Origin of the sequence: Streptococcus sp. DFI.7.26 (assembly GCF_022240605.1) — a bacterium.
Classification (GTDB): domain Bacteria; phylum Bacillota; class Bacilli; order Lactobacillales; family Streptococcaceae; genus Streptococcus; species Streptococcus xiaochunlingii.
The window spans coordinates 49,217-74,905 of the sequence record NZ_JAKOGN010000002.1 but is presented as its reverse complement, the minus strand read 5'-3'; the positions used below and the strand labels follow the sequence as shown (position 1 = coordinate 74,905).

Sequence of the window (25,689 nt, the reverse complement as noted above, 5' to 3'; positions counted from 1 at the left end):
GGTTAAATGTATGATGCTATAAAAAAAGGTTGGACCGAAAGGTCACAACCGAGAGTTGTTTAACGTCCTTTAGAAGACCCGATAGACATAAGGATTCGTAGGTTTTTCTACTGAGTGGGCTTCCTTTATTTCTAGGATAGGAAGGGTTTGGCCAAGTTGTTTATGGTATTGGATCTTGAGAGTTCCAGTAGCTTGGACCCAGGTATTATCGTCATAGGTTTGGGAGGATCCTTTGGTTAACAAACCATAGACTCCTGAGTCGGCGATACAGTGGATAATTCCAAAACGGAAAAGGAACTGACTGCCCGGATCCTGGGGATCCTTATAAATGAAGCCGGTTAGGGTAAAGGTTTTTCCAGCAAATTCATCGGGATAGTCGTAGATCACTTCCATGACTTCCATATAGTTTTCTGTCGTGATCTGGATATGATCTTGCTTGAGGTACTTCTTGGCTGCAGTCCTCATCTCGGATTCATAAGCAGACTTGGTAAAATAACTGCTAGTATCTGGCTTGAGGTATTGGTTGGTTGTCCCCTCATCATTTTGAATATCTTTGGAAGAGCCAGCCGCGATGGGAAAATGATAGCCCTTGGCTGAAACCGTTTGGGAATCCAAGGTCACTGTCGGGAAGCCAATCCCTACAATCAAGGGAATCAGGAGCAGAAGAATACTCATGACTTTGGCTTTTTTACTGGTGAGGTGACTATGAATGGGCAGATTCTTCATCCAAATATAGAGCTGGACGACAGCTAAAAGGAAGGAAAGAATCATAGAGATATAGGCTAAATAGGAATAATGCATATTGATGTATTGGTTGAGCTTACCAGAAAGCTGCAAATACATCGTAATTTCGAAATAGCCTGCTAAAATGAGAAATCGAATCATAGGACCACCCCCACAAACCAAGCATAAACCAAGACAACGAGGCTGACGATGCTAATGAATTGGACAATAAAGCGATTGGTCAGATAATTCTTCATCATCAAGAGGTTCTTGACGTCTAACATAGGTCCGATAACCAGAAAGGCTAAAACGGGAGCTAAGCCAAAACTCGAGAGAAGGGAGGAGCCGATAAAAGCGTCCGCCTCACTACACAAGGAGAGGAGGAAGGAGAGAAGCATAAGGAGGAGTATGGCTAGGAGTGGCGTCGCTGAAATAGAAGTCAGCACGCGAGTTGGCACATAAACCTGAACCACACTGGCAAATAAACAACCGAAGACCAGATAGCGTCCAGTGTCGAAAAACTCATCAATGGCCTGCACGAACACTTGGAAGAAGCGTTGACCGGCAGATAGTTTTGAAAAGTCATGAATATGGACTTCCTTGCGGTTGGCCCGTTGAATAGAAGCTGTTTGGAAAAATCCTAGAAAAATCCCCAGAACAGTCGCTACCAGGATAGAGCCGATCGCTCGTAAGAGAGCCATTTGAATAGAATTGCCAAAGGCAGAATAAGTGGCAAAGAGGACAATGGGGTTAATAACCGGGGCTGTCACTAGAAAGGGCACAGCTGTATAGCTAGGCACCTTCTTCTCTAAAAAGCGATTGATAATGGGGACGATACCACACTCACAGGAAGGGAAAATAAAGCCAATCAAGGTCCCAAACAGAATTCTCCCCCATTTATTTTTGGGAAGGGCTCGGTAGACTTTTTCAGGGGTGATGTAGACATCAATCGCCCCTGAAATGATACTTCCAATCAAAACAAAGGGAAGGGCTTCAATCATAATCGAAAGAAAAATCGCTCCAGCTTGAAGGACACTGGTTGGCAACTGTTGGAAGAAACTCATTTGTTAGAATCCTTCTGCACTTTTTCCCCTGCTGTTCCATTCTTCTTGTCATCTGGTGAAGTGACTTGAGGGGGATCTGGGAAGACAGCAAATTCCTCAAAGAGTTTGTCTAAATCGTCTGTTTTTGAAAATTTAATCGCCATGATAGGTCTCCTTTTCTTTTTTCCTCATTATATCAAATTCTCAAAAAAGAGGGGAAAATCAAGTCCAAAAGTAAGATGAAAAAGCAGTATAGAAGGCCTTCTATGGTATAATAGAAGCTATGGAAAAATATGAAAAAATAGCCCAAGAATTGGGTGTCAGTCTCAAACAAATTGATACTGTTTTGACCTTAACAGCAGAGGGATCCACCATCCCCTTTATCGCTCGGTATCGAAAAGATGCTACGGGTAATTTAGATGAAGTAGCCATCAAGGCTATTATCGACATGGACAAGTCCTTGACAGCCTTAGCCGATCGGAAAGAAACTGTTCTCGCTAAGATTGAAGAGCTTGGGAAACTGACCCCAGCCTTAAAAGAAGCGATTGAGCAAGCTGAAAAATTGGCGGATGTGGAAGAATTGTATCTTCCCTATAAGGAAAAACGCCGGACCAAGGCAACCATTGCGCGTGAGGCAGGACTTTTCCCACTTGCTCGGATGATTCTGCAAGATCAAAAGGACTTGGAAACAGCAGCAGAGGAATTCTTATCAGAAACTTTTCCAACTGTAAAAGATGCTATAACTGGAGCGATTGATATCTTGGTCGAAGCCATTGCAGAAGATCCACAATTGCGCAACCTTACCTACCAGGAGATTCGCAAACACTCTTTGATCACCTCTAGTCTCAAGGATGAAAGTAAAGACGAAAAGCAGGTCTTCCAAATCTATTATGATTTTTCTGAGAAGATTGCAAACATGCAGGGCTACCGAACCCTTGCCTTAAACCGTGGAGAGAAATTGGGGGTATTAAAAGTTGGATTTGAGCATCCTGTAGACCGTTTGATTCGTCACTTTGAAGCCCGATTTAAATCGAAGAATAGCTACATCGAAGAAGTCATTAACCAGGCTCTGAAAAAGAAAATGCTTCCAGCTATGGAGCGTCGAATTCGGACAGAACTGACAGAAGTGGCAGAAGATGGAGCCATTCAGCTTTTCTCTGAAAATCTTCGACACCTCTTGCTGATTGCTCCCCTCAAGGGTCGCGTGGTCTTGGGATTTGACCCAGCTTTTCGGACAGGAGCTAAATTAGCTGTTGTCGATCAGACAGGAAAGATGTTGACCACCCAGGTGATTTACCCTGTTGCGCCGGCTAAACCAGCACAAATTGAAGCGGCCAAAGAAGAACTGAAACGGCTGATTCGTCAATACGGCGTGGAAATCATTGCGATCGGGAACGGGACGGCTAGTCGAGAGAGCGAAGCCTTTGTTGCGGAAGTTCTCAAGGAAGTTCCAGATGTCAGCTATGTCATTGTGAACGAGAGCGGGGCATCCGTCTATTCAGCTAGTGAATTGGCTCGCCATGAGTTCCCAGAATTGACGGTTGAAAAGCGCTCAGCCATCTCCATTGCCCGTCGTTTGCAGGATCCACTGGCTGAGTTGGTTAAGATTGATCCAAAATCAATCGGAGTCGGCCAGTACCAGCATGATGTCAGCCAGAAGAAATTATCTGAAAGCCTTGATTTCGTAGTCGATACCGTGGTAAACCAAGTCGGAGTTAATATTAACACTGCTAGTCCAGCCCTCTTGTCTCACGTGGCTGGTCTCAATAAAACCATTTCTGAGAACATCGTGAAGTACCGGGAAGAAGAAGGGTTGATCACTTCTCGGGCACAGATCAAAAAGGTTCCTCGTCTGGGAGCCAAGGCTTTTGAACAAGCAGCTGGTTTCTTACGGATTCCAGAAAGTGAGAATTTCCTCGATCGGACAGGGGTCCATCCAGAAAGTTACCCTGCAGTGAAGAAGCTCTTTACCTTACTAGGGATTCGGGAAATGGATGAAGAGGCCCAAGCCAAATTGAAACAAATTGACACGGTTTCTATGGCTCAGGAACTTGAAATTGGTCCTGAAACCTTGAAAGATATTGTCGCAGATCTTCTCAAACCAGGTCGCGATTTACGTGATTCTTTTGATGCTCCCGTCCTTCGCCAGGATGTTCTTGACTTGAAAGACTTGAAGATTGGTCAAAAACTAGAAGGAGTTGTCCGCAATGTTGTTGACTTTGGAGCCTTTGTCGATATTGGGATTCATGAAGATGGTTTGATCCACATTTCACAGATGAGTCCGCAATTTATCAAGCATCCAAGTCAAGTTGTTTCAGTTGGCGACCTAGTGACCGTTTGGGTCTACAAGATTGATTTAGAACGGGAAAAAGTAAATCTTTCCCTCTTGGCACCACATGAATCTGACTAAATACGTTCAAGAAGTATCGCTGGAAGATTTTGGTCGCCCATTTCTTCACCAAGCCATCTGGAATCCTCGCTTGCGTTCGACCGGCGGTCGCTTTTTTCCAAAAGATGGCCATCTGGATTTCAATCCCAGAATCCTAGAAAGATTTGGCTGGGAGATTTTTCGAAAGATTGTCCGCCATGAGTTGTGTCACTACCATCTCTACTATATGAAAAAGGGGTATCGCCATCAGGATCAAGATTTCAAGGCCTTACTCAAAAAGGTAGACGGCTTGCGGTATGCCCCTTCAGTTGATAAGGGAAACTATAAGATTTATGTTTGTACGAGCTGTGGGCAAGAATTCAGGAGAAAGCGGCAGATTGATCTGCAAAAGTACCGCTGTGGGCGGTGTCGAGGACTACTTAAGTATCAAGGGACAATTGATCCAGGAAATCGGCCTTGAGTCGGATGACAGTGACTTGATTTCGGGATATACTGTTCTAAAATAATAGGAGGTAGGCCCTTGAATCCAACTTTTTATAAATTACGTCGAGGCAGAATCGTTTTCGGAGTATTTGCTGGACTAGCGGATCGATTTGGGCTCGATGCAAACCTATTGCGTTTTCTCTTTGTGCTCTTTAGTATCTTTCATGCTTATGGGCTTGTAGGCTTGGCTATTTATTGCCTGTGTGCCTTCTCCTTGCCATATAAAGAAGACCTTGATAGAGAAAAGTATGGCCTCGGACCTCGCAAACGGAAGGATGCACAAGTAATCAAAGACGATGATCCATTCTTTTAAAGAGTTTTCATGAATCAAATAAGAATGTGGAGAAGGACCAGGCCTTTCTCCATCTTTGTTTTTTTAACTAAAAAAGAGGACGATGGAAAAATGGGATAACAAGGATAAAGAGAAACATCAAAGAGTACTGGAATAAGTGTGAGAATAATAGCATCAGTTTCGATACCAAAAAAAGATGCTTGAGCAAGTCTTACCTGGGATAATTTGCTATAATAGTAAGAGAAAACAAAAAGGGAGAAGCCTATGGCAATAACAGTCCGAGATTTAATTGATAAGCTTCGTTTAAAGGTTGTGTACGGCAATGAAAGCCTATTTGAAAAAGAAATCACAACGGCAGATATTTCACGTCCTGGACTTGAAATGACAGGATATTTTGATTACTATACTCCAGAACGAATTCAATTGGTTGGGATGAAAGAGTGGTCTTACCTCATCAAGATGACCTCTCACAATCGTCACCAAGTTTTGAGAAAGATGTTCCAGCCGGAAACACCAGTTATCATTATTGCACGTGATTTGGAGATTCCAGAAGAAATGCTCCGTGCTGCAGAGGAAAAGCAAATCGCGATTTTAAGCAGTCGCGTTCCAACTAGTCGCTTGTCTGGTGAACTATCAAGCTACCTAGATTCTCTCCTTGCGGAAAGAACTAGTGTCCATGGTGTCTTGATGGATATCTATGGCATGGGGGTTCTGATCCAAGGAGATAGTGGAATCGGGAAGAGTGAGACTGGGTTAGAGCTCGTCAAACGAGGCCATCGTTTGGTAGCAGATGACCGGGTAGATGTCTTCGCCCGTGATGAGATGACCTTGTGGGGTGAGCCTGCTGAAATTCTACGCCATCTGCTAGAGATTCGGGGAGTCGGGATCATTGATGTCATGAGTCTCTATGGTGCCAGTGCAGTTAAAGATTCTTCTCAAGTTCAAATCGCGGTTTACTTGGAAAACTACACCAAGGAACAAACCTACGATCGTCTTGGCAACAATGCGGAAGAAATTGAGTTCTGTGGAGTAACCATTCCAAGAATTCGCATCCCTGTTAAGACAGGTCGCAATATTTCCGTTGTCATTGAAGCAGCTGCGATGAACTACCGCGCCAAAGAAATGGGATATGATGCTACTAAAACCTTTGAAGATCGATTGACCCAGTTGATTGATCAGAATGAGGTGAAAGTATGAATCCAGTAGCCATTCAACTTGGTCCCTTTAGCATTCGCTGGTATGCGATTTGTATCGTCTTCGGTCTCCTTTTGGCGGTTATCCTGTCTATGAAAGAAGCTCCTCGTAAAGGGATAGAGTCAGACGATATTATTGATTTCATTCTGATTGCTTTTCCAGTAGCGATTATAGGGGCCCGTCTCTACTATGTTATTTTTCGATGGTCATATTACAGGGAAAACCCAGGAGAGATTTTTGCCGTATGGAACGGTGGGATTGCTATCTATGGTGGACTCCTGGCAGGGGCTCTAGTCCTCTACCTATTTTCACGCAGTCGTTTGATTGATCCAGTTAATTTTTTAGATATCGCTGCACCGAGTGTCATGATTGCTCAAAGTATTGGCCGTTGGGGCAATTTTGTTAACCAAGAAGCCTACGGAGCCATTGTTAAGAATTTAGATTATTTACCTTCTTTCATTCGGAATCAGATGTTCATTGATGGACATTACCGTCAACCGACCTTCTTATATGAATCTTGTTGGAACTTGCTTGGTTTTGTGCTGATTCTTTACTTGCGTCGTCGTCCGAAACTTTTGAGAAAGGGCGAAATTACTGCTTTCTATCTGATTTGGTATGGCTTTGGTCGAATGATTATTGAAGGAATGCGGACAGATAGCTTGATGTTTTTGGGAATTCGAGTTTCACAATGGCTTTCCCTGATCCTCATCCTACTTGGAATCAGCATCATGATCTATCAACGAAAAAAGAATGCACCATTTTATAGAACGGAAATAGATTAAGGAGAAAAGAAATGTTTATTGAAATTGCCTATGGGCTTTTAGGGTTAGCTTTAGTAGTTTTGGTCATCTACTTGATTATCTTGTTTTCAAAGATTGGAAAAGTTGTAGATGAGACTCAGGTAACGATTAAGACCTTGACATCAGATGTGAATGTAACCTTACACCAAACCAATGAGTTGTTAGCAAAAGTGAATGTTTTGACAGAAGATTTGAATCAAAAAGTTGCAACCATTGATCCACTCTTCACTGCAGTGGCAGATTTGTCTGTATCTGTATCAGATCTGAATGATCAAGCGCGTCAGATTAGCAAAAAAGCTGTCGTAGTTGGTGGGAAAACCGTTAAAACATCTGTCGGATTAAAAGCAGCTCGCATGGCTATGAAATTATTTAAATAAGAAAAGAGGTACCTTATGGGACGTTTATCATCATTGTTAATTGGAACGATCACTGGCGCATCTGTTGCCTACTTCCTGACAACAGAAAAAGGGAAAGAGTTGACTGGGAAAGTCAAAGGTTTTGTAAAAGAATACCAAGAAAATCCACAAGAAGTTCATGATTCTGTGAAACAATCTGCAATGGAGTTATCCAAGCAAGCATCAGACGCTATTCAGCAAACCAAGGAAAAAGTTGAAAGTGGCGAGATCAACAAAGACACTGTTATAGAGACAGTGAAAGATAAGACGCAGGATGTGGTAGAATTTTCACAAGATGCTATCCAAACGATTAAGGAAAAAATCCAGCAAAAGACCGGCAATCAAGCAAGTCCTTTCCAGCCTAAACAGGAAAAAGAAAGTGAAGAGATTGTCCTTGAATTGGAAGAAGAAACAGCTCTTCCAGAAGTGGAAGAAGAGATCAAAGAAACAGCTGTAGAAGAAGAATAAAATAATCCCTCACCAATGGTGAGGGATTTCTTTTATGAAATGACAAACGAGGATGGGAAATGCCAAAAAGCCTCCCGAAGGAGGCTAAAAATGTAATCTTAGTCCTGTTTCCGTTTTAACTGGAAAATACGGAAAGCTTGGATACTTCCCAAACTACAAGCAATTGCTGAGGCAAAAGCAAAGAAGGTATTCATCTTCATTGATAAAAAGACGAAACTAAATAAAACAGTTAAGACACAAAACACAGCAATATTAAGGAAAAATAGTAGCTCACTTAATTGCGGAGCTGGTTCAGTATCAAGGTTAAAATCATAATTAGTTGTTGTATTCTCTTGTTGAAGAGGGACTTCGACATAGTCGTATTCTTCAACAACTCTAAGTTTTCTTGCGGGCATATTTCTCTCTCCTAACAGTACTCTATTATTTTAACACGTTTTCAAGCATAGAAATGTTACAAAACTGTTACAATTTTTACAAAATTAAGAAATTTAGAGAGCAAAATGACTTTTTTGGTATAATAGTTTTCATGAAAAAGATAATTATTACAGCTACAGCTGAAAGTATTGAACAGGTTCAAGCCCTTCTAGAAGTAGGTGTGGACCGTATTTATGTCGGAGAAAAGGAATTTGGATTACGACTTCCTCACACTTTCTCGTATGACGAATTAAGTCGAATTTCTGAACTGGTCCATGCCGCAGGTAAGGAAATGACAGTGGCTGTCAATGCCTTGATGCACCAAGACATGATGGATCGTATCAAACCATTTTTAGATTTCCTTGCTTCGATTAACGTTGATTATATCACGGTGGGAGATGCAGGCGTCTTTTATGTATTGAAGCGGGATGGCTATAACTTTAAAACCATTTATGATGCTTCTACCATGGTGACAAGTAGCCGTCAGATCAATTTTTGGGGACAGAAGGCTGGTGTTTCTGAAGCTGTTCTTGCTCGAGAAATCCCATCTGCAGAGCTTTTCAAGATGCCAGAAATTTTAGAGATTCCTGCTGAAGTATTGGTTTATGGGGCTAGTGTGATTCACCATTCTAAACGTCCTCTTCTACAAAATTATTATAATTTTACTCATATCGATGATGAAAAGACGAGAGAGCGTGATCTCTTTTTGGCAGAACCAGGAGATCCAGAAAGCCACTATTCTATCTTTGAGGACAAGCATGGAACTCATATTTTTGCCAATAATGACCTGGATTTGATGACCAAACTCTCTGAGTTAGTCGAGCATGGTTTTACTCACTGGAAGTTAGAGGGGATTTATACACCTGGTCAAAACTTTGTGGAAATTGCCAAGTGTTTTGTGAAAGCACGTGAGCTTCTAGAAGCTGGGACTTTCACATCTGATCAAGCCTTCTTATTGGATGAGCAGATTCACCAATTGCATCCTAAGAATCGTTTCCTTGACACTGGATTTTATGATTACGATCCAGACATGGTTAAATAAAGGAGAAAAGCCTGCCAAGAGTGCGGGCCTTCCTTTTTGGTGATGGTAAAGAATGAGAATTGTCAAAACAATTCCCAAACCATTGCCTTTCGACTGGATTTGCTATAAAATAGACAAGATTGATAATCTAACTAATATACTTGTAATATACTAGGAGATATGATGACAAAACAATTGAAACGTCCTGAGGTTCTATCACCTGCGGGAACACTTGAGAAACTAAAGGTTGCTGTGCGCTATGGTGCGGATGCAGTCTTCATCGGTGGTCAGGCCTATGGTCTTCGTAGCCGTGCAGGAAACTTCACCTTTGAGCAAATGGAAGAAGGTGTCCAATTTGCGGCCAAGTATGGAGCCAAGGTCTATGTTGCAGCCAATATGGTCATGCATGAAGGAAATGAAGTTGGAGCTGGTGAATGGTTCCGTCGCTTACGGGATATCGGAATCGCAGCGGTCATTGTATCAGACCCTGCCCTGATTACCATCGCAGCGACAGAAGCACCTGGTTTGGAAATTCACCTCTCTACCCAAGCTAGTGCCACCAACTATGAAACTCTAGAGTTTTGGAAAGACTTGGGCTTGACACGGGTCGTTTTGGCTCGGGAAGTTTCAATGGAAGAACTAGCGGAAATTCGTAAGCGGACGGATGTTGAAATTGAAGCCTTTGTTCACGGAGCAATGTGTATCTCCTACTCTGGCCGTTGTACCTTGTCCAATCATATGAGTATGCGTGATGCCAACCGTGGAGGATGTTCCCAATCTTGTCGTTGGAAGTACGATCTCTACGATATGCCATTTGGCCAAGAACGTAAGAGTCTCAAAGGGGAAATCCCTGAAGAATTCTCGATGTCAGCTGTGGACATGTCGATGATTGACCATATCCCTGATATGATTGAAAATGGAGTGGACAGCCTCAAGATTGAAGGTCGGATGAAGTCCATTCACTATGTCTCTACCGTAACGAACTGCTACAAGGCAGCTGTTGATGCTTATTTGGAAAGTCCTGAGAAGTTTGAAGCGATTAAGCAAGATCTAGTAGATGAAATGTGGAAGGTAGCCCAACGTGAGTTGGCTACAGGATTCTATTACGGAACACCATCTGAAAACGAGCAACTGTTTGGGGCTCGTCGGAAGATTCCAGAGTACAAGTTTGTCGGAGAAGTGGTAGCCTATGATGCGGACAAGCAAATTGCGACCATTCGACAACGGAATGTCATCAATGAAGGAGACCAAGTAGAATTTTACGGACCTGGGTTCCGTCATTTTGAAACAGTCATTGAAGATTTGCATGATGCCAAGGGTAATAAAATTGATCGGGCTCCAAATCCAATGGAGTTATTGACTATTCATATGCCAACACCAGTTGAACCAGGTGATATGATCCGTGCACTCAAAGAAGGCTTGATCAACCTCTATAAAGAAGATGGAACTAGTCAAACAGTTCGTGCATAAAACGTAAAAAAAAAACACCGCATGCTTCCCAAGCTTGGAAGTTTACGGTGTTTTTTGTTGTGCGATTCGAATCGTATGTGGAACGAGACTAATCTTTTGAATGTCTGAAATTCGAATGATAGTTGACATACTCTTTTTAAAATTCTTGACAATGAGTTGTTTTCGTTCCTGATCATATTTCACGATATCGCCTGTAAAACTCTTATTTTGGAAGATGACATGGACTCCTTGTTTTTTTCGAAGGGCCAGTTCAATAATTTGAATCGTTTTACCATCCTCTAAAGGAGCTGGTTGAGAGGTTTTATCGTTGAAAAATACATTGGCTCGGTCCTTGAGAAGCTCAAGAAATCTTTTCATAGCATAATTCTCCATAAGTTGATACAATATATTATAGAAAATTTCATTCATTTTGTAAAATTTTTTACGAATTATTAAGGTGAAAGACATTGAAAGGAGTATGAAATGGCAGATTTTAGTTTTGAAATTGAAGAACAACTCTTGGTCTTATCTGAAAATGAAAAAGGATGGACCAAGGAGTTAAACCGGGTTAGCTTTAATGGAGCACCTGCCAAGTATGATATCCGAACTTGGAGCCCAGACCATACGAAGATGGGCAAGGGGATCACGCTCACCAATGAAGAATTCCAAGTTCTGCTAGATGCATTTAAACAGTAATAGGCTGAGTAAGAAAGAGAGTGGGACAGAAATCAGTAATTCATTAGAATTCGATTTCGTCGTCCCAACTCCGCATAGTTGAGTAGGGTTGTAAAAGCTGATGAAATCAGCGTGGTAGAGCCCCCTCAACCACTGCGTCTTGCTCGATAATCCATAGACAATTGAGAGACTAGGACTTTTGTCCCAGCCTCTTTTTTGCTGCTTTCTATAATTATAGTTTGAAACTATATCCCATTCAAGAAAACAAGATTAACGCAAATCATTGTGGATGATGGGATAGACTGTTATAATAACCTTATTCGTTTATCTCATGTAGCACTTATAGGAAAGGAATCCATATGTCAGATTTATTAAGTATTTATAAAGAATTGCAAGCTAAAAAATGGGTGGACTTGAGTCACCAAATTAATGCAGAAAGTCCACACTTCCCAGCTCTTCCTGCCTTGCAACAAGAAGACCTCTTCACATTAAAAGATGGCTTCCATGTTCAAAAATTTACAGTGGTTGGTCAATACGGAACGCATATTGATGCACCAATTCACTTTGTTGAAGGTGGTCGTTGGTTGGATGAGATTGACCTCAAAGATCTCCTCTTGCCACTCTATGTTATCGACAAGTCTAAAGAAGTTGCAGCCAATCCAAACTTTATCTTGAGCAAACAAGATATTTTGGATTTTGAAGCTGAACATGGACAAATTGCTGAGGGTGCTTTTGTTGCCTTCCGTAGTGATTGGTCAAAACGTTGGCCAGATCAAGATGCTATGCGTAATCTGGATGAAAATGGGGTTCAACAAAGTCCAGGATGGAGCCGTGAAGCCTTGGAATTCTTGATTCATGAACGCCATGTCAAGGCTGTGGGCCATGAAACCTTCGACACAGATGCTGGTATTCCAGCAGCAGAGCATGGCTTGGTCAATGAATACTACCTTTTGGAGCAAAATATCTACCAAGTAGAAGTCTTGAACCACTTGGATCAAGTGCCAGCCGTAGGTGCCTTGATTTCAATTGCCTTCCCTCACTGGGACAAGGCAACTGGTTCACCTGTCCGTGCCATTGCTATCTTGCCTTAAAAAAACAGAGCCTGAAGCGAATCTTCAGGCTCTTTTATATGGATGTTGAAATCTATTTTTGAATCTGATGGTTATCTTATCAAACCTTGTTATCTTACAAAAATGTAAGGAAAGAGAGTTAAAATGAAAGATTAGACTATGGTAGCTCCAATGATGATCCATTAAAATTTAAACAGAAGAAAAAGGCTTGTCAGACAAACCTTTTCTAATGTTAGCGCATGGTAACGAATTCTTCGGATCCAGTTGGATGAATAGCGACGGTCGCATCGAAATCAGCTTTTGTCGCTCCCATCTTGATAGCAACGGCAAATCCTTGGATCATTTCATCTACCCCATACCCAAGACCATGGAGACCGACAACGGTTTCTTCCGGTCCTGCAGTGATGAGTTTAAATTTAGCCAACTGACGATGCTGGGTCACAGCTGAATACATAGAGGCGAAACTTGAAGTATAGACCTTGATAGCTTCTTTTCCATATTGTTTTTCGGCTTCTTCTTGAGTGAGACCGACTGTACCAATAGCGGGATGGGAAAAGATAACGGTCGGAATGGTTGCGTAGTCCATTTTAGCATCGGTTTTTCCATTAAAGAGACGTTCGGATAGGGTACGCCCTGCCTTGATAGCGACAGGAGTTAATTCTTTTTCGCCCGTGACATCTCCAAGAGCATAGATGCCAGGAACAACCGTATTCTGGTATTCATCCACTGCAATGAATCCTTTTTCATTTAAGGTGACGCCTGCAGCTTCTAGATCGAGGTCTTGGACGTTTGGTTTTCGGCCGGTTGCCCAGATGACATGATCAGCGACAAAAGATGATTGATCTTCGAAATAGACTCGGACTTGACCATTTTCTTCCTTCGTGAGTCGGACAGGAACCTTGTGAGGATGGAGAGGCAATCCTTGTTTATCCATCTCCTCCATTAAGCCATCGACAATGTATGAATCAAACTTTCTTAAAGGACGATCACCTCGAACGAAGAGGTCTGTCTTAACACCAAGGGCATGTAGCACACCGGCTAGTTCTACCGCAATGTAGCCAGCGCCAATAATGGCAACTGATTTTGGTAGTTCTTCCCAAGCAAAGACATCATCAGAGGTTTCTCCTAGGTCTGCTCCAGGTAGATCTGGGATGTAAGCATGAGCCCCTGTAGCGATCACAATGTGTTTAGCCTTGATGGTTTCCCCGTTGACTTCGACTGTATGGGCGTCGACAATGCGAGCGCGACCTTGGATATACTCCACACCATTTCGTTTAAAACTGCCATCATAAGAAGAACGAGCCCGATCAATATAAGCTTCGCGATTTTTTCTTAAGGTCGCAAAATCAAAATTGGTCTGTTCAGAAGTAAACCCATAATCTGGACCGTAATCACGAATGGCTTCAGCAATTTGGGCGCCATACCACATAATTTTTTTAGGGACACATCCTTTGTTGACACAGGTCCCACCTAGTTGCTTTTCTTCAATAACAGCAGCTCGGGCTCCATGTTCTCCAGCTCGGTTCATGGTAGCAATCCCTCCGCTACCTCCACCAATGGAGATAATATCAAATTCTTTCATGGTTAGTACTCCTTTGTTGATTTACACTTTCATTGTAACAACAAAGGTTACAAAAATCAAGAAATTGCCATCGTTGAATAGGAGGAGAAAACAAGATAGCAAAAAAAACGTGCAAAACAGATGATTCTGAATTGAAAAATGAGGAAATATGATATACTAAACTTATACTTTGAAACGCTTTCGAATATTGGAGGAAAGAAATGAAGAAATTTAAAAAATGGCAAATTATTACAGCGACTGGTGCTGCTATAGCAGTTGTAGGAATGGGGAGCTGGCTTGCTTTTGGAAAATCAGGTAGTGGCCCTGAAGAAATGGTCAATATGACACCTATGGTACAAACCGTGAAAGAAGGTTCGATTGCTTCCTCTGTTTTATTGACAGGTAAGGTCACAGCCAATCAAGAACAATATATTTATTTTGACGGAACCAAAGGAGATTTGCAATCCATCCTAGTGAATGTCGGGGATCAAGTAACCGCCGGCCAAGCTATTGTTCAATATAGTAGTACAGAAGCGCAATCTGCCTATGACGCGGCGGTACGTGCGGTCAATAAGGCAGATCGTCAATTGAACGATCTCATGACCAATGGAGTGACCATTGATACAACAGGGGATGAGGAAGCAGATGGCAAATCAGCCTCTCAAGCCCAACGCTCTTTGGACACACAAGTGGGTGATTTGCGCGATGCCCGTGCGGATGCTGTAGCCAATATGGAAAAAGCTAAAGCTTTGTTGGATGCTACAACTGTAAAAAGTAGTACAGATGGAACGGTTGTAGAAGTCAATAAAGATGTCTCCAAATCAACAACCGGAACCAACCAAACCCTTGTTCATATTGTCAGCAACGGTAACCTTCAAGTAAAAGGTGAGTTGTCTGAGTACAATCTAGCCAACATTTCAGTTGGTCAGGAAGTGACCTTAACCTCTAAGGTCTATCCTGGGAAAAAATGGACTGGAAAGATTAGCTACGTTGCCAATTATCCGACAGAAGCTGGTCAGGCTGGTGCAAATGCCGCAGGTTCTGGACAAGGAACAGGGGGAGCTAAGTATCCGTTTACGGTAGATATTACCAGTGAGATTGGTGATTTGAAACAAGGTTTCTCTGTCAATATTGAAGTAAAAAGTTCAACCATCCATCCTTTGGTTCCTGTGACAAGTGTCTTATCAGACGGCGATCAAAGCTATGTTTGGACGATTGAAGCTGGCAAGGCTAAAAAAGTCAATGTTACCTTAGGAAATGCAGATGCAGAAAATCAAGAAATCTTATCTGGTTTGAACAAGGATGCTCAAGTCATCACCAACCCTTCTGGCGATTTGGAAGATGGGAAAGAGGTCGGAAAATATGACAAAATTGATTGAGCTGAAAAACATCAATAAAAGTTATCAAAATGGCGATCAAACCCTACAGGTATTAAAGGATATCCATTTAGATGTGGAAGAAGGGGAATTTCTAGCTATCATGGGACCTTCCGGGTCTGGGAAATCTACCCTAATGAACATCATTGGTCTTCTGGATCGTCCGACCAGCGGTGAGTATAGGCTAGAGGGGGAAGAAGTAGGAAATCTTAGTGAGAAGAAATTAGCCCAGGTTCGCAATGAGCAAATAGGCTTTGTCTTCCAACAATTCTTTCTTCTATCGAAACTCAATGCTTTTCAAAATGTCGAGCTTCCTTTGATTTATGCAGGAGTAAATCCTTCTAAACGAAAGGAATTAGCTGAACAATTTTTAAAGAAAGTTGAGCTAGATACGCGGATGCACCACCTTCCTTCGGAACTGTCCGGAGGGCAAAAACAACGGGTGGCCATCGCGCGTGCTTTGGTCAATCATCCTTCTATTATCTTAGCGGATGAACCAACAGGAGCTCTTGACTCCAAGACCGGCGATCAGATTATGGAGCTTTTGACAGCCCTCAATCAAGAAGGGAAAACTATCATCATGGTGACCCACGAAACGGAGATTGCTGCCTATGCCAAACGTCAGATTGTCATTCGAGATGGAGTGATATCTTCGGATAGCCGTAATGAAAGGAGGGCCTGATGCAGAACTGGAAATTCGCTATTAGTTCCATTATGGGACATAAAATGAGATCGTTCTTAACCATGGTAGGGATTATCATCGGGGTTGCCTCAGTCGTTGTCATCATGGCTCTCGGAGATGGGATGAAAGCGGGAGTGACTAAGACCTTTACCAAGGATCAACAATATGTTCAGATTTCCTATTCCGCCCGAAAGAGTGGCTACATGACTGGTTTTAATCTTGGGCCAGAACCTGTCTCAGAAGAAGGTGGTGGTGAAGGCGGTGTTGCTAGTGAAGGAGACCAAGGAATGTCACCGCCAGCTGGCTATGGAGAGGAAACTAGCGAGGACGTTGACAACCCAATCCTTGAAACACCACCCGTCGTTCAAGAAGAATGGGTCAAGGAATTGACCAATATTCCTGGCATTGATGGCTACTATGTTGGAAATACGGCCAATGCCACTATCTCCTATCAGAAGAAAAAATCTGAAGGGGTCAATATCATGGGGGTCAATGATACTTATTTCTCAGTAAGAAAATTTGAATTGGTTTCAGGAAGAAAACTAAATCCTTCAGATTATCAGAGTTTCTCACGGGTCATCATGTTGGATGAAGGTTTAGCTTCGACCTTATTTGGGACGGAAAGTGCCCTCAACCAAGTGGTTGCTGTCGGAGACAACAACTATCGGGTGGTAGGGATCTTCAAGGATCCAAATGCTGGATCTGCATTATACGGGGTTTCTTCTGGAGGAAGTGCCTTGATGGCCAATACCCAAGTAGCTTCAGAATTTGGAACAGAAGAAATTTCTACTATTGTGGTGCATATCCCAGATGTCAAACAGATTAAACCAACTGGGATAGAAGCGGCGAAAAAATTAACCGAGTTGTCGGGAGTTCGCCAAGGAGAGTTCCAAATCTTTAACATGGATAGTATCTTGGAGCAGACCAATCAAATGCTCAGTATTATGACAACAGTCATTGGTGCGATTGCAGGAATTTCCCTTCTCGTTGGTGGGATTGGGGTCATGAATATCATGTTGGTTTCTGTGACCGAGCGGACACGTGAAATCGGTCTGAGAAAAGCTCTTGGAGCTACTCGTGGAAAAATCTTGATTCAATTCCTCATCGAATCCATGGTCTTGACCATGATGGGAGGAATTCTCGGTCTGGGATTGGCTTATGGTGTCAATGCCCTCATCGCCACAGCTGCCGCAGGTGCTCTAGAAGGACCACCAGTCGTCTCCATGTCAGTGGCTATCGGAAGTATCATCTTTTCAGCTTGCGTTGGAATTGTCTTCGGTATCCTACCAGCAAGCAAGGCATCAAAACTCGATCCGATTGAAGCTCTTCGCTATGAATAAGGATGGATGCCCTACATGCTTGACTCGGATGAAGTAAAATTTGATTATGAATGAATGGAATGTGATGGAAAAGGGGGAAGGAACCCTTTCCTTCCATTCCTTTTTTCATTTTTCCTGCTCAAGAATAGTGTATTTCCCCGTCAAATATGATAAAATAGGGGAGAATAACTTAGGAGGTTCCAAATGACTACTGAACATATGGAAGAATTAAATGACCAGCAGATTGTCCGTCGCGAAAAGATGGCGGCCCTTCGTGAACAAGGAATCGACCCATTTGGAAAGCGATTCGAACGAACTGCAGATTCTGGTCAATTGAAAGAAAAATATTCAGAATTAGATAAAGAACAACTTCATGACTTGAACGAAACGGCCATTATTGCAGGCCGTCTCGTGACCAAACGTGGGAAAGGGAAGGTTGGCTTTGCCCACCTTCAAGACCGTGAAGGTCAAATCCAAATTTACGTTCGTAAAGATGCGGTCGGTGAAGAAAATTATGAAATTTTCAAAAAGGCTGACCTTGGAGATTTCCTTGGGGTAGAAGGAGAAGTGATGCGGACCGATATGGGTGAGCTTTCCATCAAAGCTACTCACATCACACACTTGTCTAAAGCCCTTCGTCCCTTGCCTGAAAAATTCCATGGCTTGTCTGATGTGGAAACCATCTACCGCAAACGCTACTTGGATTTGATTTCGAACCGTGAAAGCTTTAACCGCTTTGTAACCCGTTCGAAAATCATTTCAGAAATCCGTCGTTACTTGGATGGTCAAGGCTTCCTTGAAGTAGAAACCCCTGTTCTTCACAATGAAGCTGGTGGAGCATCTGCGCGTCCGTTTATCACTCACCATAATGCTCAAAACATTGACATGGTACTTCGGATTGCGACCGAGCTTCACTTGAAACGCTTGATCGTTGGTGGGATGGAACGCGTCTATGAAATCGGACGTATCTTCCGTAATGAAGGAATGGATGCTACCCACAACCCAGAATTTACTTCCATCGAAGTCTACCAAGCTTACGCTGACTACCAAGATATTATGGACTTGACGGAAGGGATTATCCAACATGCTGCGAAAGCCATTCATGGGGATGGTCCAGTTGACTATCAGGGAACTGAAATCAAGATCAATGAACCATTCAAACGTGTCCACATGGTGGATGCGATCAAGGAAATTGCTGGTGTTGACTTCTGGCAGGAAATGAGCTTTGAAGAAGCAGTAGCCCTTGCTAAAGAAAAACATGTGCCAGTTGAAAAACACTACACTGAAGTGGGGCATATTATCAATGCCTTCTTCGAAGAATATGTGGAAGAAACCTTGACACAACCAACCTTTGTCTATGGACACCCTGTAGCTGTATCACCATTGGCTAAGAAGAATGACGAAGATCCTCGTTTCACAGATCGTTTCGAGCTCTTCATCATGACAAAGGAATATGCTAATGCCTTTACAGAATTGAACGATCCAATCGACCAATTGGAACGTTTCGAAGCGCAGGCACGCGCCAAAGAATTGGGAGACGACGAAGCAACTGGAATTGACTACGATTATGTAGAAGCTCTTGAATATGGTATGCCACCAACAGGAGGATTGGGAATCGGTATCGACCGTCTCTGCATGCTCCTTACTGATACGACTACTATCCGTGACGTATTGCTCTTCCCAACTATGAAATAAAATAAAAGAAAACACTGATCGCAAGATCAGTGTTTTTTAGTCTTTTAAATAAGAAGTATCATTCCAAGTATCTAAGTGATAGTGCTCAAAATCATCTGTTGTTAGAATCGTCACACTAGCATTATTGAGTCCGCCATTTTTACGGAGTTCCTCTGGTTTATAGCCTAGAAGAGTCCGAATAGAAGCGGTTAAATTAGCGCCATGGCCAACGATTAGAATGGCCTCGCCAGACTTGTCTTTTAAACTTTTGATAAAATTTTCGGTCCGTTGGGTGGTTTCTTCAACGGATTCTGCTCCGAAAATATCGTGGTGAAACTCAGCTAAATTATGACGAAAGGCCTTCATTTCCTCCGGATAGAGAGCCTTCAACTCCACAATTTTTCTACCTTCTAACCTACCAAGCCACCATTCCCGTAGAGCAGGAGTCTCTTGGAGGGAGATAGGATGTTGATTTTGCTCGAGAATGATTTGAGCAGTATGGACAGCTCTAGGCAAGTCACTTGAATAAGCTGCATCAAAGTATGTTTGAGATAAATGCTGGCCCAAGGCTTTTAACTGTTGGATGGAAGATTCTAAAATCGGAGAGTCACCATTTGCCCCTTGGATACGTCCCTCTTCATTCCACTCAGTACGTCCGTGACGGACAAAATATAATTTCATATTGGTTTTATCCTTTACTCGACTAAGTCTTCGAAGCTAGCCTTGACAAAATCAGCTAAATCTTGCGCCTTGATTTGAATGCTATGACCAACTTCACCTGCAGAGACAATCATCTGATCGAGTTCCAGGGCAGACTGGTCAATAAAAATAGGGTAGTTGTGTTTTTGTCGGATACCAACAGGATTATTGGCCCCATGAACATAGCCCGTCGTCTTTTCTAAGTCTTTTTGCGGAATCATACTAACTTTTTTATTGCCAGATAGTTTAGCCAATTTTTTTTCGGATAAGTGGGCAGAGATGGGAACAATCCCAATGACGGGACCAGTTTTATCACCTGTTAGAGCCAGTGTCTTATAGATTTGATCAGTCGTAATTCCTTCTGGGATGATTCCCTCAAGAGCATTGATTTGCAATCCTGTATGGTCGATTTTCGCTTTCTGCAGTATTTGTTCAACCAATGTTTTTTTTACTTTTTGTTTTTTTGCCATCTCACTCTTCTCTTTCTCTTAATTTCCTAACATTATATCATACTATTTGAGTTTCCGTTCAAGAGAAAAAGAGGCAGTTGCCTCTTTTAATTCTTTTCTACAGTAAATAGTTTTCGGTAGATTTTTTCTCGATTTTGTGTAGGAGCAATCTGGTTCAAGTCCAAGTAGTGGGTGAAACCATTCAATTGTCCCTGAGAGGTGTACTGATGAAGATCATACTCGTCATCAGTAGATGGTGCTGCATTGTAGTAGCCGTCATCATGACCATAAGTTGGAATCCAGAGGGCGGTAAATTTATCAGTGGAGATACTATGTTCTTCCATGAAATAGGTCCCGATATAGATTCCGATATTTTTGGCTCCCAATGATTCTAGCTTGGCACGGAAGGCCTCCACGCCAGCGTTCATATCACCCATCGTTTTTTCTTCTACATCCAGCCAATAATAGGTTGGTTTGTATTTTTTGGATGCCTGATAGAACTCTTCTGCTTCCTTTTCCATTTCTTTTTTGTCCTTGGCAGCTACGTAAGCATATACCGCAACTGGAATATTTCGTTTTTGAAACTCTTTAATATGAGTTTCGTATGATTTGTCTATTCCATTTAAATAAGTCGCGGCATTTTCTTTTTTAGCTTGAGCTCCACTATGAACTCGAACAATGACTCCGGAAACATTTTGTGCTAAAAGATCATAATCAATCTCGCTTGGCAATTGCCAACCAGAGATATCGATAATTGGTCGATTCAAAAATTCTTGATCTAATTCTTCAACTGAGTCAGAAGAAGAGGAAGATGGGATTTTTGTTTGATTGGTGTTCTTTGCCTCTTGTAGGGTCTTGTTTTTAGCAAGTTGATTTCTTTGGATATCTGCTACTGTTTTAGAAATTACCAAAAAGGAAAAGATACTTGCGAAAAAGACAAAGAGGACAATTGGTTTAATCCTTTTTCTCATACAGAATCATTTTACCGTAAAAGACGGAAAAAGGCAAAACAAAGGGCCTGAAAACAGGAAAAACAAGATGATATGATAGTGAATCAGAGGATCGATTTTCTTTGCTTCCTCACAATAGTTGGAGTAGAAATAAGAGTCAGACTGGTTTGTTTGATCATCTTTTGAAAGTGAAAACCGAATCTTATTTGGTCTTTCCTTTTTTTTACTATTGAAAGGTGATATAATGAAATTTGAAAATTAGAAGTATGGGTGTTACATGAAATTAGAAAAACGTCATTTTTTAAACTATTCGATCCTGATCCCTTACCTCCTTTTGTCAGTATTGGGATTGATAGTAGTCTACTCGACAACGAGTGCCTTAGCCATCCAAAAAGGGCTTAGTCCTTTCGGGATGATCAGAAGCCAGGGGATCTTTTTTGTTCTAAGTTTGATCACTATTCTGATTACCTATAAGGTGAAATTAAATGTCCTTAAGAAAAAGGGCTTCATCGGAATTTTCATTATAGCTGAGACGATCCTTCTTTTGCTATCGCGTTTCATCACAGATACGGTGAATGGTGCGCATGGATGGTTGAGTTTTGGAGGTTTCTCTATTCAGCCAGCTGAGTATTTGAAGATTATCATCGTCTGGTACTTGGCCTTGGTCTTCTCTAAAAAGCAAGAAGAAATTCAACGATATGATTACCAAGCGTTAACCCACAATCAATGGCTTCCTCGAGATTTGTCGGATTGGCGTTGGATGGTGCTCTTCCTGATTGCTATTGTGGTCATCATGCCAGACTTAGGAAATGCGACCATTCTTGCACTGACAACCTTAATTATGATTAGTGCAAGTGGGATAGCTTACCGCTGGTTTTCAAGCCTATTAGCTATCCTAGTAGGAGGTTCAACCGTTCTTCTTTATTCTATTCAGCTTATCGGGGTAGAGCGTTTCTCTAAAATCCCTGTCTTTGGATATGTAGCGAAACGATTCAGTGCTTTTTACAACCCCTTTAATGATTTATCAGATTCGGGACATCAACTAGCCAATTCTTATTACGCCATGAGTAATGGGGGCTGGTTTGGCCTTGGACTTGGAAATTCGATTGAAAAGCAAGGGTACTTGCCAGAAGCTCATACAGACTTTGTCTTTTCAATCGTTATTGAAGAACTTGGTTTTGTGGGAGCTAGTCTCATCTTAGCCTTGTTGTTCTTCTTAATTTTGCGCATTATTCTTGTCGGGATTCGGGCAAGAGATCCTTTTAATTCGATGATGGCGATTGGTATAGGAGGGATGCTCCTGACCCAAACTTTCATCAACATTGGTGGGATTTCTGGGCTGATTCCTTCGACAGGGGTGACCTTCCCCTTCCTTTCACAAGGAGGAAATAGTTTGTGGGTCTTATCCATTGCGATTGCCCTTGTCTTGAATATTGATGCGAGTGAAAAGCGCGCCCTAGCTACTCAAGAGGCCCCTTCTTACGAGAAGCCTCAGAAAATTCAAAGCTATTACTAAACCGGTGTGAGTAAAGAAAGGAGTTATCATGACTTTACAAAAACTAGAGAGCTATACCAACAAAGAAATTATCAAAGAAGAAGCAGAGATTTTAACCACTATTTTAGAAGATATTGCTAAAAATTTGGTGAGTCCAGAAACCTTTGATAAGATTCTTGAATTGAAAAAACTATCTGTTTCAAAAGACTATTTAAAATTGGATCAAATTGTCAAAGAGCTATCAAATGAAGAGATGACCGTGATTTCTCGCTACTTTGCCATTCTCCCCTTGTTGATTAATATCTCTGAAGATGTCGATTTGGCTTTTGAAATCAATCATCAAAATAATGTGGGTCAAGACTATCTTGGAAAACTGTCGTCCACCATTCGCCAGGTGGCTGAGACTGAAAATGCTCAGGAAATCTTGGAACACCTCAATGTGGTACCGGTATTGACCGCTCATCCGACTCAAGTACAACGGAAAACCATGTTGGACTTAACCACTCACATTCACAGTCTTTTGCGCCAACACCGGGATGTAAAAGCTGGCTTGATGAACGAGACCAAATGGTACAATAATTTGCGTCGTAATATTGAAATTATGATGCAAACCGATATGATCCGTGAAAAGAAACTCAAGGTAACCAATGAGATTACCAACGTCATGGAATACTATAATAGCTCCTTCCTTCAGGCTGTTCCCAACTTAATGTTGGAATACAAACGTCTTGCCAAAGAGCAAGGGATTGAGTTGCAACACCCCAAACCGATTACGATGGGAATGTGGATCGGTGGAGACCGGGATGGGAATCCTTTTGTAACTGCAGAGACCTTGAAGCGATCAGCTACGATTCAAAGTGAAGTCATTCTGAACTATTATATTCAGAAAATCTCTAGTCTTTATCGGAACTTCTCCCTCTCTACCAATCTTTCAAAAACCAGTCAAGCGGTTGAAGAGATGGCAGCCCGTTCCAGTGATACATCTGTCTTTAGAGAGAAGGAGCCTTACCGTCGGGCCTTCCATTATATTCAATCCAAGTTGGTCCAAACCTTATTGAATATTAAGGAATGGTCTGTCGTTGGCTCAACAGTAGATGACCGTCATCCGGTTGAACGTCTTCTCGGTGCTCACACCCATCAACAAGGAGTGGTTTCTGATTATATTGGTAATCGCATCAGTGGAGCTATCCAAGAGTTGGCAGAAGATCGTCCTCCTTATTACGAAACAGTTGAAGAATTTAAACAGGATTTGAACCTTATTCAAGAATCATTGATTGAAAATAAGGCAGAGGCTTTAATCTCAGGTGAGTTTGCTGAGTTATTAGAAGCAGTAGAAGTCTTTGGATTCTTCTTGGCTTCGATCGATATGCGTCAAGATTCGAGTGTCCATGAAGCCTGTGTTGCGGAACTTCTCAAAGAAGCTGGAATCAATGACCATTATAGTGATTTGTCAGAAGACGAAAAGTGCGAGTTGCTTTTACAAGAGTTGTTAGAAGATCCTCGGATTTTATCTGCTACCCATGCAGAAAAATCAGAATTGCTTGAAAAAGAATTAGCTATTTTCCAAACAGCGCGTGAATTAAAAGACCGCTTAGGAGAAGATGTCATTCGCCAAACCATTATTTCTCACGCAACCAGTGTATCGGATATGCTTGAGTTGGCTATCATGTTGAAAGAAGTGGGACTAATTGACAAGGAAAGCGCACGTGTGCAAATTGTTCCCCTCTTTGAGACCATCGAAGACTTGGATCAATCTGAAGATACAATGAGAAAGTATCTATCACTTCCAATTGCTAAACGCTGGATTGCTTCTAAGAATAACTACCAAGAAATTATGCTTGGTTATTCAGATAGTAACAAAGATGGTGGTTATCTATCTTCTTGTTGGACTCTTTATAAGGCCCAGCAACAATTAACAGCGATTGGTGACGAGTTTGGTGTGAAGATTACCTTCTTCCATGGCCGTGGTGGAACAGTTGGTCGTGGGGGCGGTCCAACTTATGAAGCCATCACCTCCCAACCATTGAGATCCATTAATGACCGCATTCGTTTGACGGAGCAAGGTGAGGTTATTGGCAATAAATATGGGAACAAGGATGCAGCTTATTACAACTTGGAAATGTTGGTATCTGCAACGATTAACCGGATGATTGCTAAGCAGAAGAGTGAAAAGAGCATGTCCGATCAGTACAATGAGATAATGGATCAGATTGTCAATCGTAGCTACGATATTTATCGTGAACTGGTGTTTGGCAATGACCATTTCTATGATTACTTCTTCGAATCCAGTCCGATTAAGGCTATTTCTAGTTTCAATATTGGTTCCCGTCCAGCAGCCCGAAAGACTATCAAAGAAATCGGTGGCTTGCGTGCCATTCCTTGGGTCTTCTCATGGTCACAGAGCCGGGTGATGTTCCCTGGTTGGTACGGTGTAGGGTCTAGCTTTAAAGAATTTATTGATGCAGATCCTGAAAACATTGAAACCTTGCGTTATATGTACCAAAAATGGCCATTCTTCAAGTCTCTTCTTTCAAACGTAGACATGGTGCTCTCAAAAGCCAATATGAACATTGCTTTTGAATACGCCAAGCTGTGTGAGGAAGAGAAGGTTCGTGACATCTTCAATATTATCCTGGACGAGTGGCAATTGACTAAGGATGTTATTTTACAGATTGAAGGTCATGATGAACTCTTAGCTGAGAACCCTTATCTAAAAGATAGTTTAGATTATCGTATGCCATACTTTAATGTTCTGAACTATATTCAATTAGAATTAATTAAACGCCAGAGACGTGGCGAATTGCCTACTGATCAGGACAAATTGATTCATATCACGATCAATGGTGTCGCGACAGGATTGCGTAATTCTGGTTAATCGTGAACCCTTAAAACCAATCTCGATTAAAGGGATTGGTTTTTTACTGGAATAAAGTGAAAATGATTGTGAAAAAACACGTAAAATAGGTCACAAATAATGAAATATCTAGCTGTTTATTTCAAAAAAGAAGTGGAAAGGAGATTTCACAAACTTTCATTTGGATAAATTCCTTTAAGAAAAAAGAAATAAG

26 protein-coding genes are annotated in these 25,689 nt (G+C 41.9%); 17 read left to right on the top strand and 9 right to left on the bottom strand.

Annotated elements, in window-relative coordinates:
* Window positions 1–69 precede the first annotated feature (69 nt).
* The 3 genes from L0M85_RS02945 to L0M85_RS02935 are packed head-to-tail and all read right to left on the bottom strand — an operon-like array spanning window position 70 to window position 1,930.
* Window positions 70–885, bottom strand: coding sequence for a TIGR03943 family protein (locus tag L0M85_RS02945; RefSeq protein ID WP_238656446.1), 816 nt, complete (start codon window positions 883–885; stop codon window positions 70–72).
* Window positions 882–1,787, bottom strand: coding sequence for a permease (locus tag L0M85_RS02940; protein ID WP_125329827.1), 906 nt, complete (start codon window positions 1,785–1,787; stop codon window positions 882–884). Before L0M85_RS02940 ends, L0M85_RS02945 begins: the two co-directional genes overlap by 4 nt.
* Window positions 1,784–1,930, bottom strand: a complete 147-nt coding sequence (locus L0M85_RS02935; RefSeq protein ID WP_238656445.1) for an SPJ_0845 family protein — start codon at window positions 1,928–1,930, stop codon at window positions 1,784–1,786. The genes L0M85_RS02940 and L0M85_RS02935 overlap by 4 nt, the downstream gene beginning before the upstream one ends.
* Window positions 1,931–2,049: 119 nt before the next feature.
* Between L0M85_RS02935 and L0M85_RS02930 the strand changes: the two genes are divergently transcribed.
* The 7 genes from L0M85_RS02930 to L0M85_RS02900 all read left to right on the top strand — a co-directional run bounded on the left by L0M85_RS02930 (window position 2,050) and on the right by L0M85_RS02900 (window position 7,787).
* Entirely contained in the window at window positions 2,050–4,176 is a 2,127-nt protein-coding gene (locus tag L0M85_RS02930) for a Tex family protein (protein ID WP_238656444.1), read from the top strand.
* A complete protein-coding gene (locus L0M85_RS02925; RefSeq protein WP_238656443.1) occupies window positions 4,163–4,615 on the top strand; it encodes a SprT family protein in 453 nt (150 codons plus the stop codon). The genes L0M85_RS02930 and L0M85_RS02925 overlap by 14 nt, the downstream gene beginning before the upstream one ends.
* Before the next feature lie 60 nt (window positions 4,616–4,675).
* Entirely contained in the window at window positions 4,676–4,951 is a 276-nt protein-coding gene (locus L0M85_RS02920) for a PspC domain-containing protein (RefSeq protein ID WP_238656442.1), read from the top strand.
* Between the two features lie 243 nt (window positions 4,952–5,194).
* Window positions 5,195–6,127: an HPr(Ser) kinase/phosphatase gene (hprK, locus tag L0M85_RS02915; protein WP_061564198.1), complete on the top strand. Its 933-nt coding sequence runs from the start codon at window positions 5,195–5,197 to the stop codon at window positions 6,125–6,127.
* On the top strand, window positions 6,124–6,906 hold the full coding sequence (gene lgt / locus L0M85_RS02910; RefSeq protein ID WP_238656441.1) for a prolipoprotein diacylglyceryl transferase: 783 nt from the start codon (window positions 6,124–6,126) through the stop codon (window positions 6,904–6,906). The genes hprK and lgt overlap by 4 nt, the downstream gene beginning before the upstream one ends.
* A gap of 11 nt (window positions 6,907–6,917) precedes the next feature.
* On the top strand, window positions 6,918–7,301 hold the full coding sequence (locus L0M85_RS02905) for a DUF948 domain-containing protein (RefSeq protein WP_006595909.1): 384 nt from the start codon (window positions 6,918–6,920) through the stop codon (window positions 7,299–7,301).
* 15 nt (window positions 7,302–7,316) lie between these two features.
* Window positions 7,317–7,787 (top strand): YtxH domain-containing protein, encoded by a 471-nt coding sequence (locus L0M85_RS02900; RefSeq protein WP_048789334.1) that lies wholly within the window; start codon window positions 7,317–7,319, stop codon window positions 7,785–7,787.
* Window positions 7,788–7,885: 98 nt separating this feature from the next.
* On the opposite strand, the gene L0M85_RS02895 is transcribed toward L0M85_RS02900, so the two are convergent.
* Window positions 7,886–8,182 (bottom strand): DUF3270 family protein, encoded by a 297-nt coding sequence (locus L0M85_RS02895; protein WP_048689491.1) that lies wholly within the window; start codon window positions 8,180–8,182, stop codon window positions 7,886–7,888.
* A 131-nt stretch (window positions 8,183–8,313) separates the two neighbouring features.
* On the opposite strand from L0M85_RS02895, the gene L0M85_RS02890 reads away from it, so the two are divergent.
* Window positions 8,314–9,243 (top strand): peptidase U32 family protein, encoded by a 930-nt coding sequence (locus tag L0M85_RS02890; RefSeq protein ID WP_125336001.1) that lies wholly within the window; start codon window positions 8,314–8,316, stop codon window positions 9,241–9,243.
* 162 nt (window positions 9,244–9,405) lie between these two features.
* Complete coding sequence (locus L0M85_RS02885) at window positions 9,406–10,692, top strand: U32 family peptidase (RefSeq protein WP_048789336.1); 1,287 nt, start codon at window positions 9,406–9,408, stop codon at window positions 10,690–10,692.
* Window positions 10,693–10,734: 42 nt separating this feature from the next.
* Here the strand turns inward: L0M85_RS02885 and L0M85_RS02880 are convergent, their stop codons facing one another.
* Window positions 10,735–11,064, bottom strand: a complete 330-nt coding sequence (locus tag L0M85_RS02880) for a hypothetical protein (protein WP_172605094.1) — start codon at window positions 11,062–11,064, stop codon at window positions 10,735–10,737.
* Between the two features lie 90 nt (window positions 11,065–11,154).
* Between L0M85_RS02880 and L0M85_RS02875 the strand changes: the two genes are divergently transcribed.
* Together L0M85_RS02875 and L0M85_RS02870 are read left to right on the top strand one after the other, a co-directional pair.
* On the top strand, window positions 11,155–11,367 hold the full coding sequence (locus tag L0M85_RS02875) for a YdbC family protein (RefSeq protein ID WP_006597402.1): 213 nt from the start codon (window positions 11,155–11,157) through the stop codon (window positions 11,365–11,367).
* 338 nt (window positions 11,368–11,705) lie between these two features.
* On the top strand, window positions 11,706–12,437 hold the full coding sequence (locus L0M85_RS02870; RefSeq protein WP_048689477.1) for a cyclase family protein: 732 nt from the start codon (window positions 11,706–11,708) through the stop codon (window positions 12,435–12,437).
* Between the two features lie 211 nt (window positions 12,438–12,648).
* Here L0M85_RS02870 and gorA read toward each other — a convergent pair whose 3' ends face one another.
* A complete protein-coding gene (gorA, locus tag L0M85_RS02865; RefSeq protein ID WP_238656440.1) occupies window positions 12,649–13,998 on the bottom strand; it encodes a glutathione-disulfide reductase in 1,350 nt (449 codons plus the stop codon).
* A 200-nt stretch (window positions 13,999–14,198) separates the two neighbouring features.
* Here gorA and L0M85_RS02860 point away from each other — a divergent pair, with 200 nt between their 5' ends.
* From L0M85_RS02860 to lysS, 4 genes are all read left to right on the top strand, one after another.
* Window positions 14,199–15,356: an efflux RND transporter periplasmic adaptor subunit gene (locus L0M85_RS02860; protein ID WP_140814175.1), complete on the top strand. Its 1,158-nt coding sequence runs from the start codon at window positions 14,199–14,201 to the stop codon at window positions 15,354–15,356.
* A complete protein-coding gene (locus tag L0M85_RS02855) occupies window positions 15,340–16,035 on the top strand; it encodes an ABC transporter ATP-binding protein (RefSeq protein ID WP_006595919.1) in 696 nt (231 codons plus the stop codon). Before L0M85_RS02860 ends, L0M85_RS02855 begins: the two co-directional genes overlap by 17 nt.
* On the top strand, window positions 16,035–17,375 hold the full coding sequence (locus tag L0M85_RS02850) for an ABC transporter permease (RefSeq protein WP_238656439.1): 1,341 nt from the start codon (window positions 16,035–16,037) through the stop codon (window positions 17,373–17,375). The genes L0M85_RS02855 and L0M85_RS02850 overlap by 1 nt, the downstream gene beginning before the upstream one ends.
* 183 nt (window positions 17,376–17,558) lie before the next feature.
* Entirely contained in the window at window positions 17,559–19,049 is a 1,491-nt protein-coding gene (gene lysS / locus L0M85_RS02845; RefSeq protein WP_061564191.1) for a lysine--tRNA ligase, read from the top strand.
* A gap of 36 nt (window positions 19,050–19,085) precedes the next feature.
* On the opposite strand, the gene L0M85_RS02840 is transcribed toward lysS, so the two are convergent.
* The 3 genes from L0M85_RS02840 to L0M85_RS02830 form a co-directional block, all read right to left on the bottom strand.
* Window positions 19,086–19,709 (bottom strand): histidine phosphatase family protein, encoded by a 624-nt coding sequence (locus L0M85_RS02840; RefSeq protein ID WP_140814173.1) that lies wholly within the window; start codon window positions 19,707–19,709, stop codon window positions 19,086–19,088.
* Between the two features lie 14 nt (window positions 19,710–19,723).
* The gene (locus tag L0M85_RS02835) at window positions 19,724–20,197 is read right to left on the bottom strand and encodes an aminoacyl-tRNA deacylase (protein ID WP_048689458.1); all 474 of its coding nucleotides are present in this window, start codon (window positions 20,195–20,197) and stop codon (window positions 19,724–19,726) included.
* Between the two features lie 86 nt (window positions 20,198–20,283).
* A complete protein-coding gene (locus L0M85_RS02830) occupies window positions 20,284–21,147 on the bottom strand; it encodes a GH25 family lysozyme (RefSeq protein WP_048789341.1) in 864 nt (287 codons plus the stop codon).
* Window positions 21,148–21,403: 256 nt separating this feature from the next.
* Here L0M85_RS02830 and L0M85_RS02825 point away from each other — a divergent pair, with 256 nt between their 5' ends.
* Both L0M85_RS02825 and ppc read left to right on the top strand, forming a co-directional pair.
* Window positions 21,404–22,642 (top strand): FtsW/RodA/SpoVE family cell cycle protein, encoded by a 1,239-nt coding sequence (locus tag L0M85_RS02825; protein WP_061564188.1) that lies wholly within the window; start codon window positions 21,404–21,406, stop codon window positions 22,640–22,642.
* Between the two features lie 28 nt (window positions 22,643–22,670).
* The gene (ppc, locus tag L0M85_RS02820; protein WP_140814171.1) at window positions 22,671–25,496 is read left to right on the top strand and encodes a phosphoenolpyruvate carboxylase; all 2,826 of its coding nucleotides are present in this window, start codon (window positions 22,671–22,673) and stop codon (window positions 25,494–25,496) included.
* The last annotated feature ends 193 nt before the right edge of the window (window positions 25,497–25,689 follow it).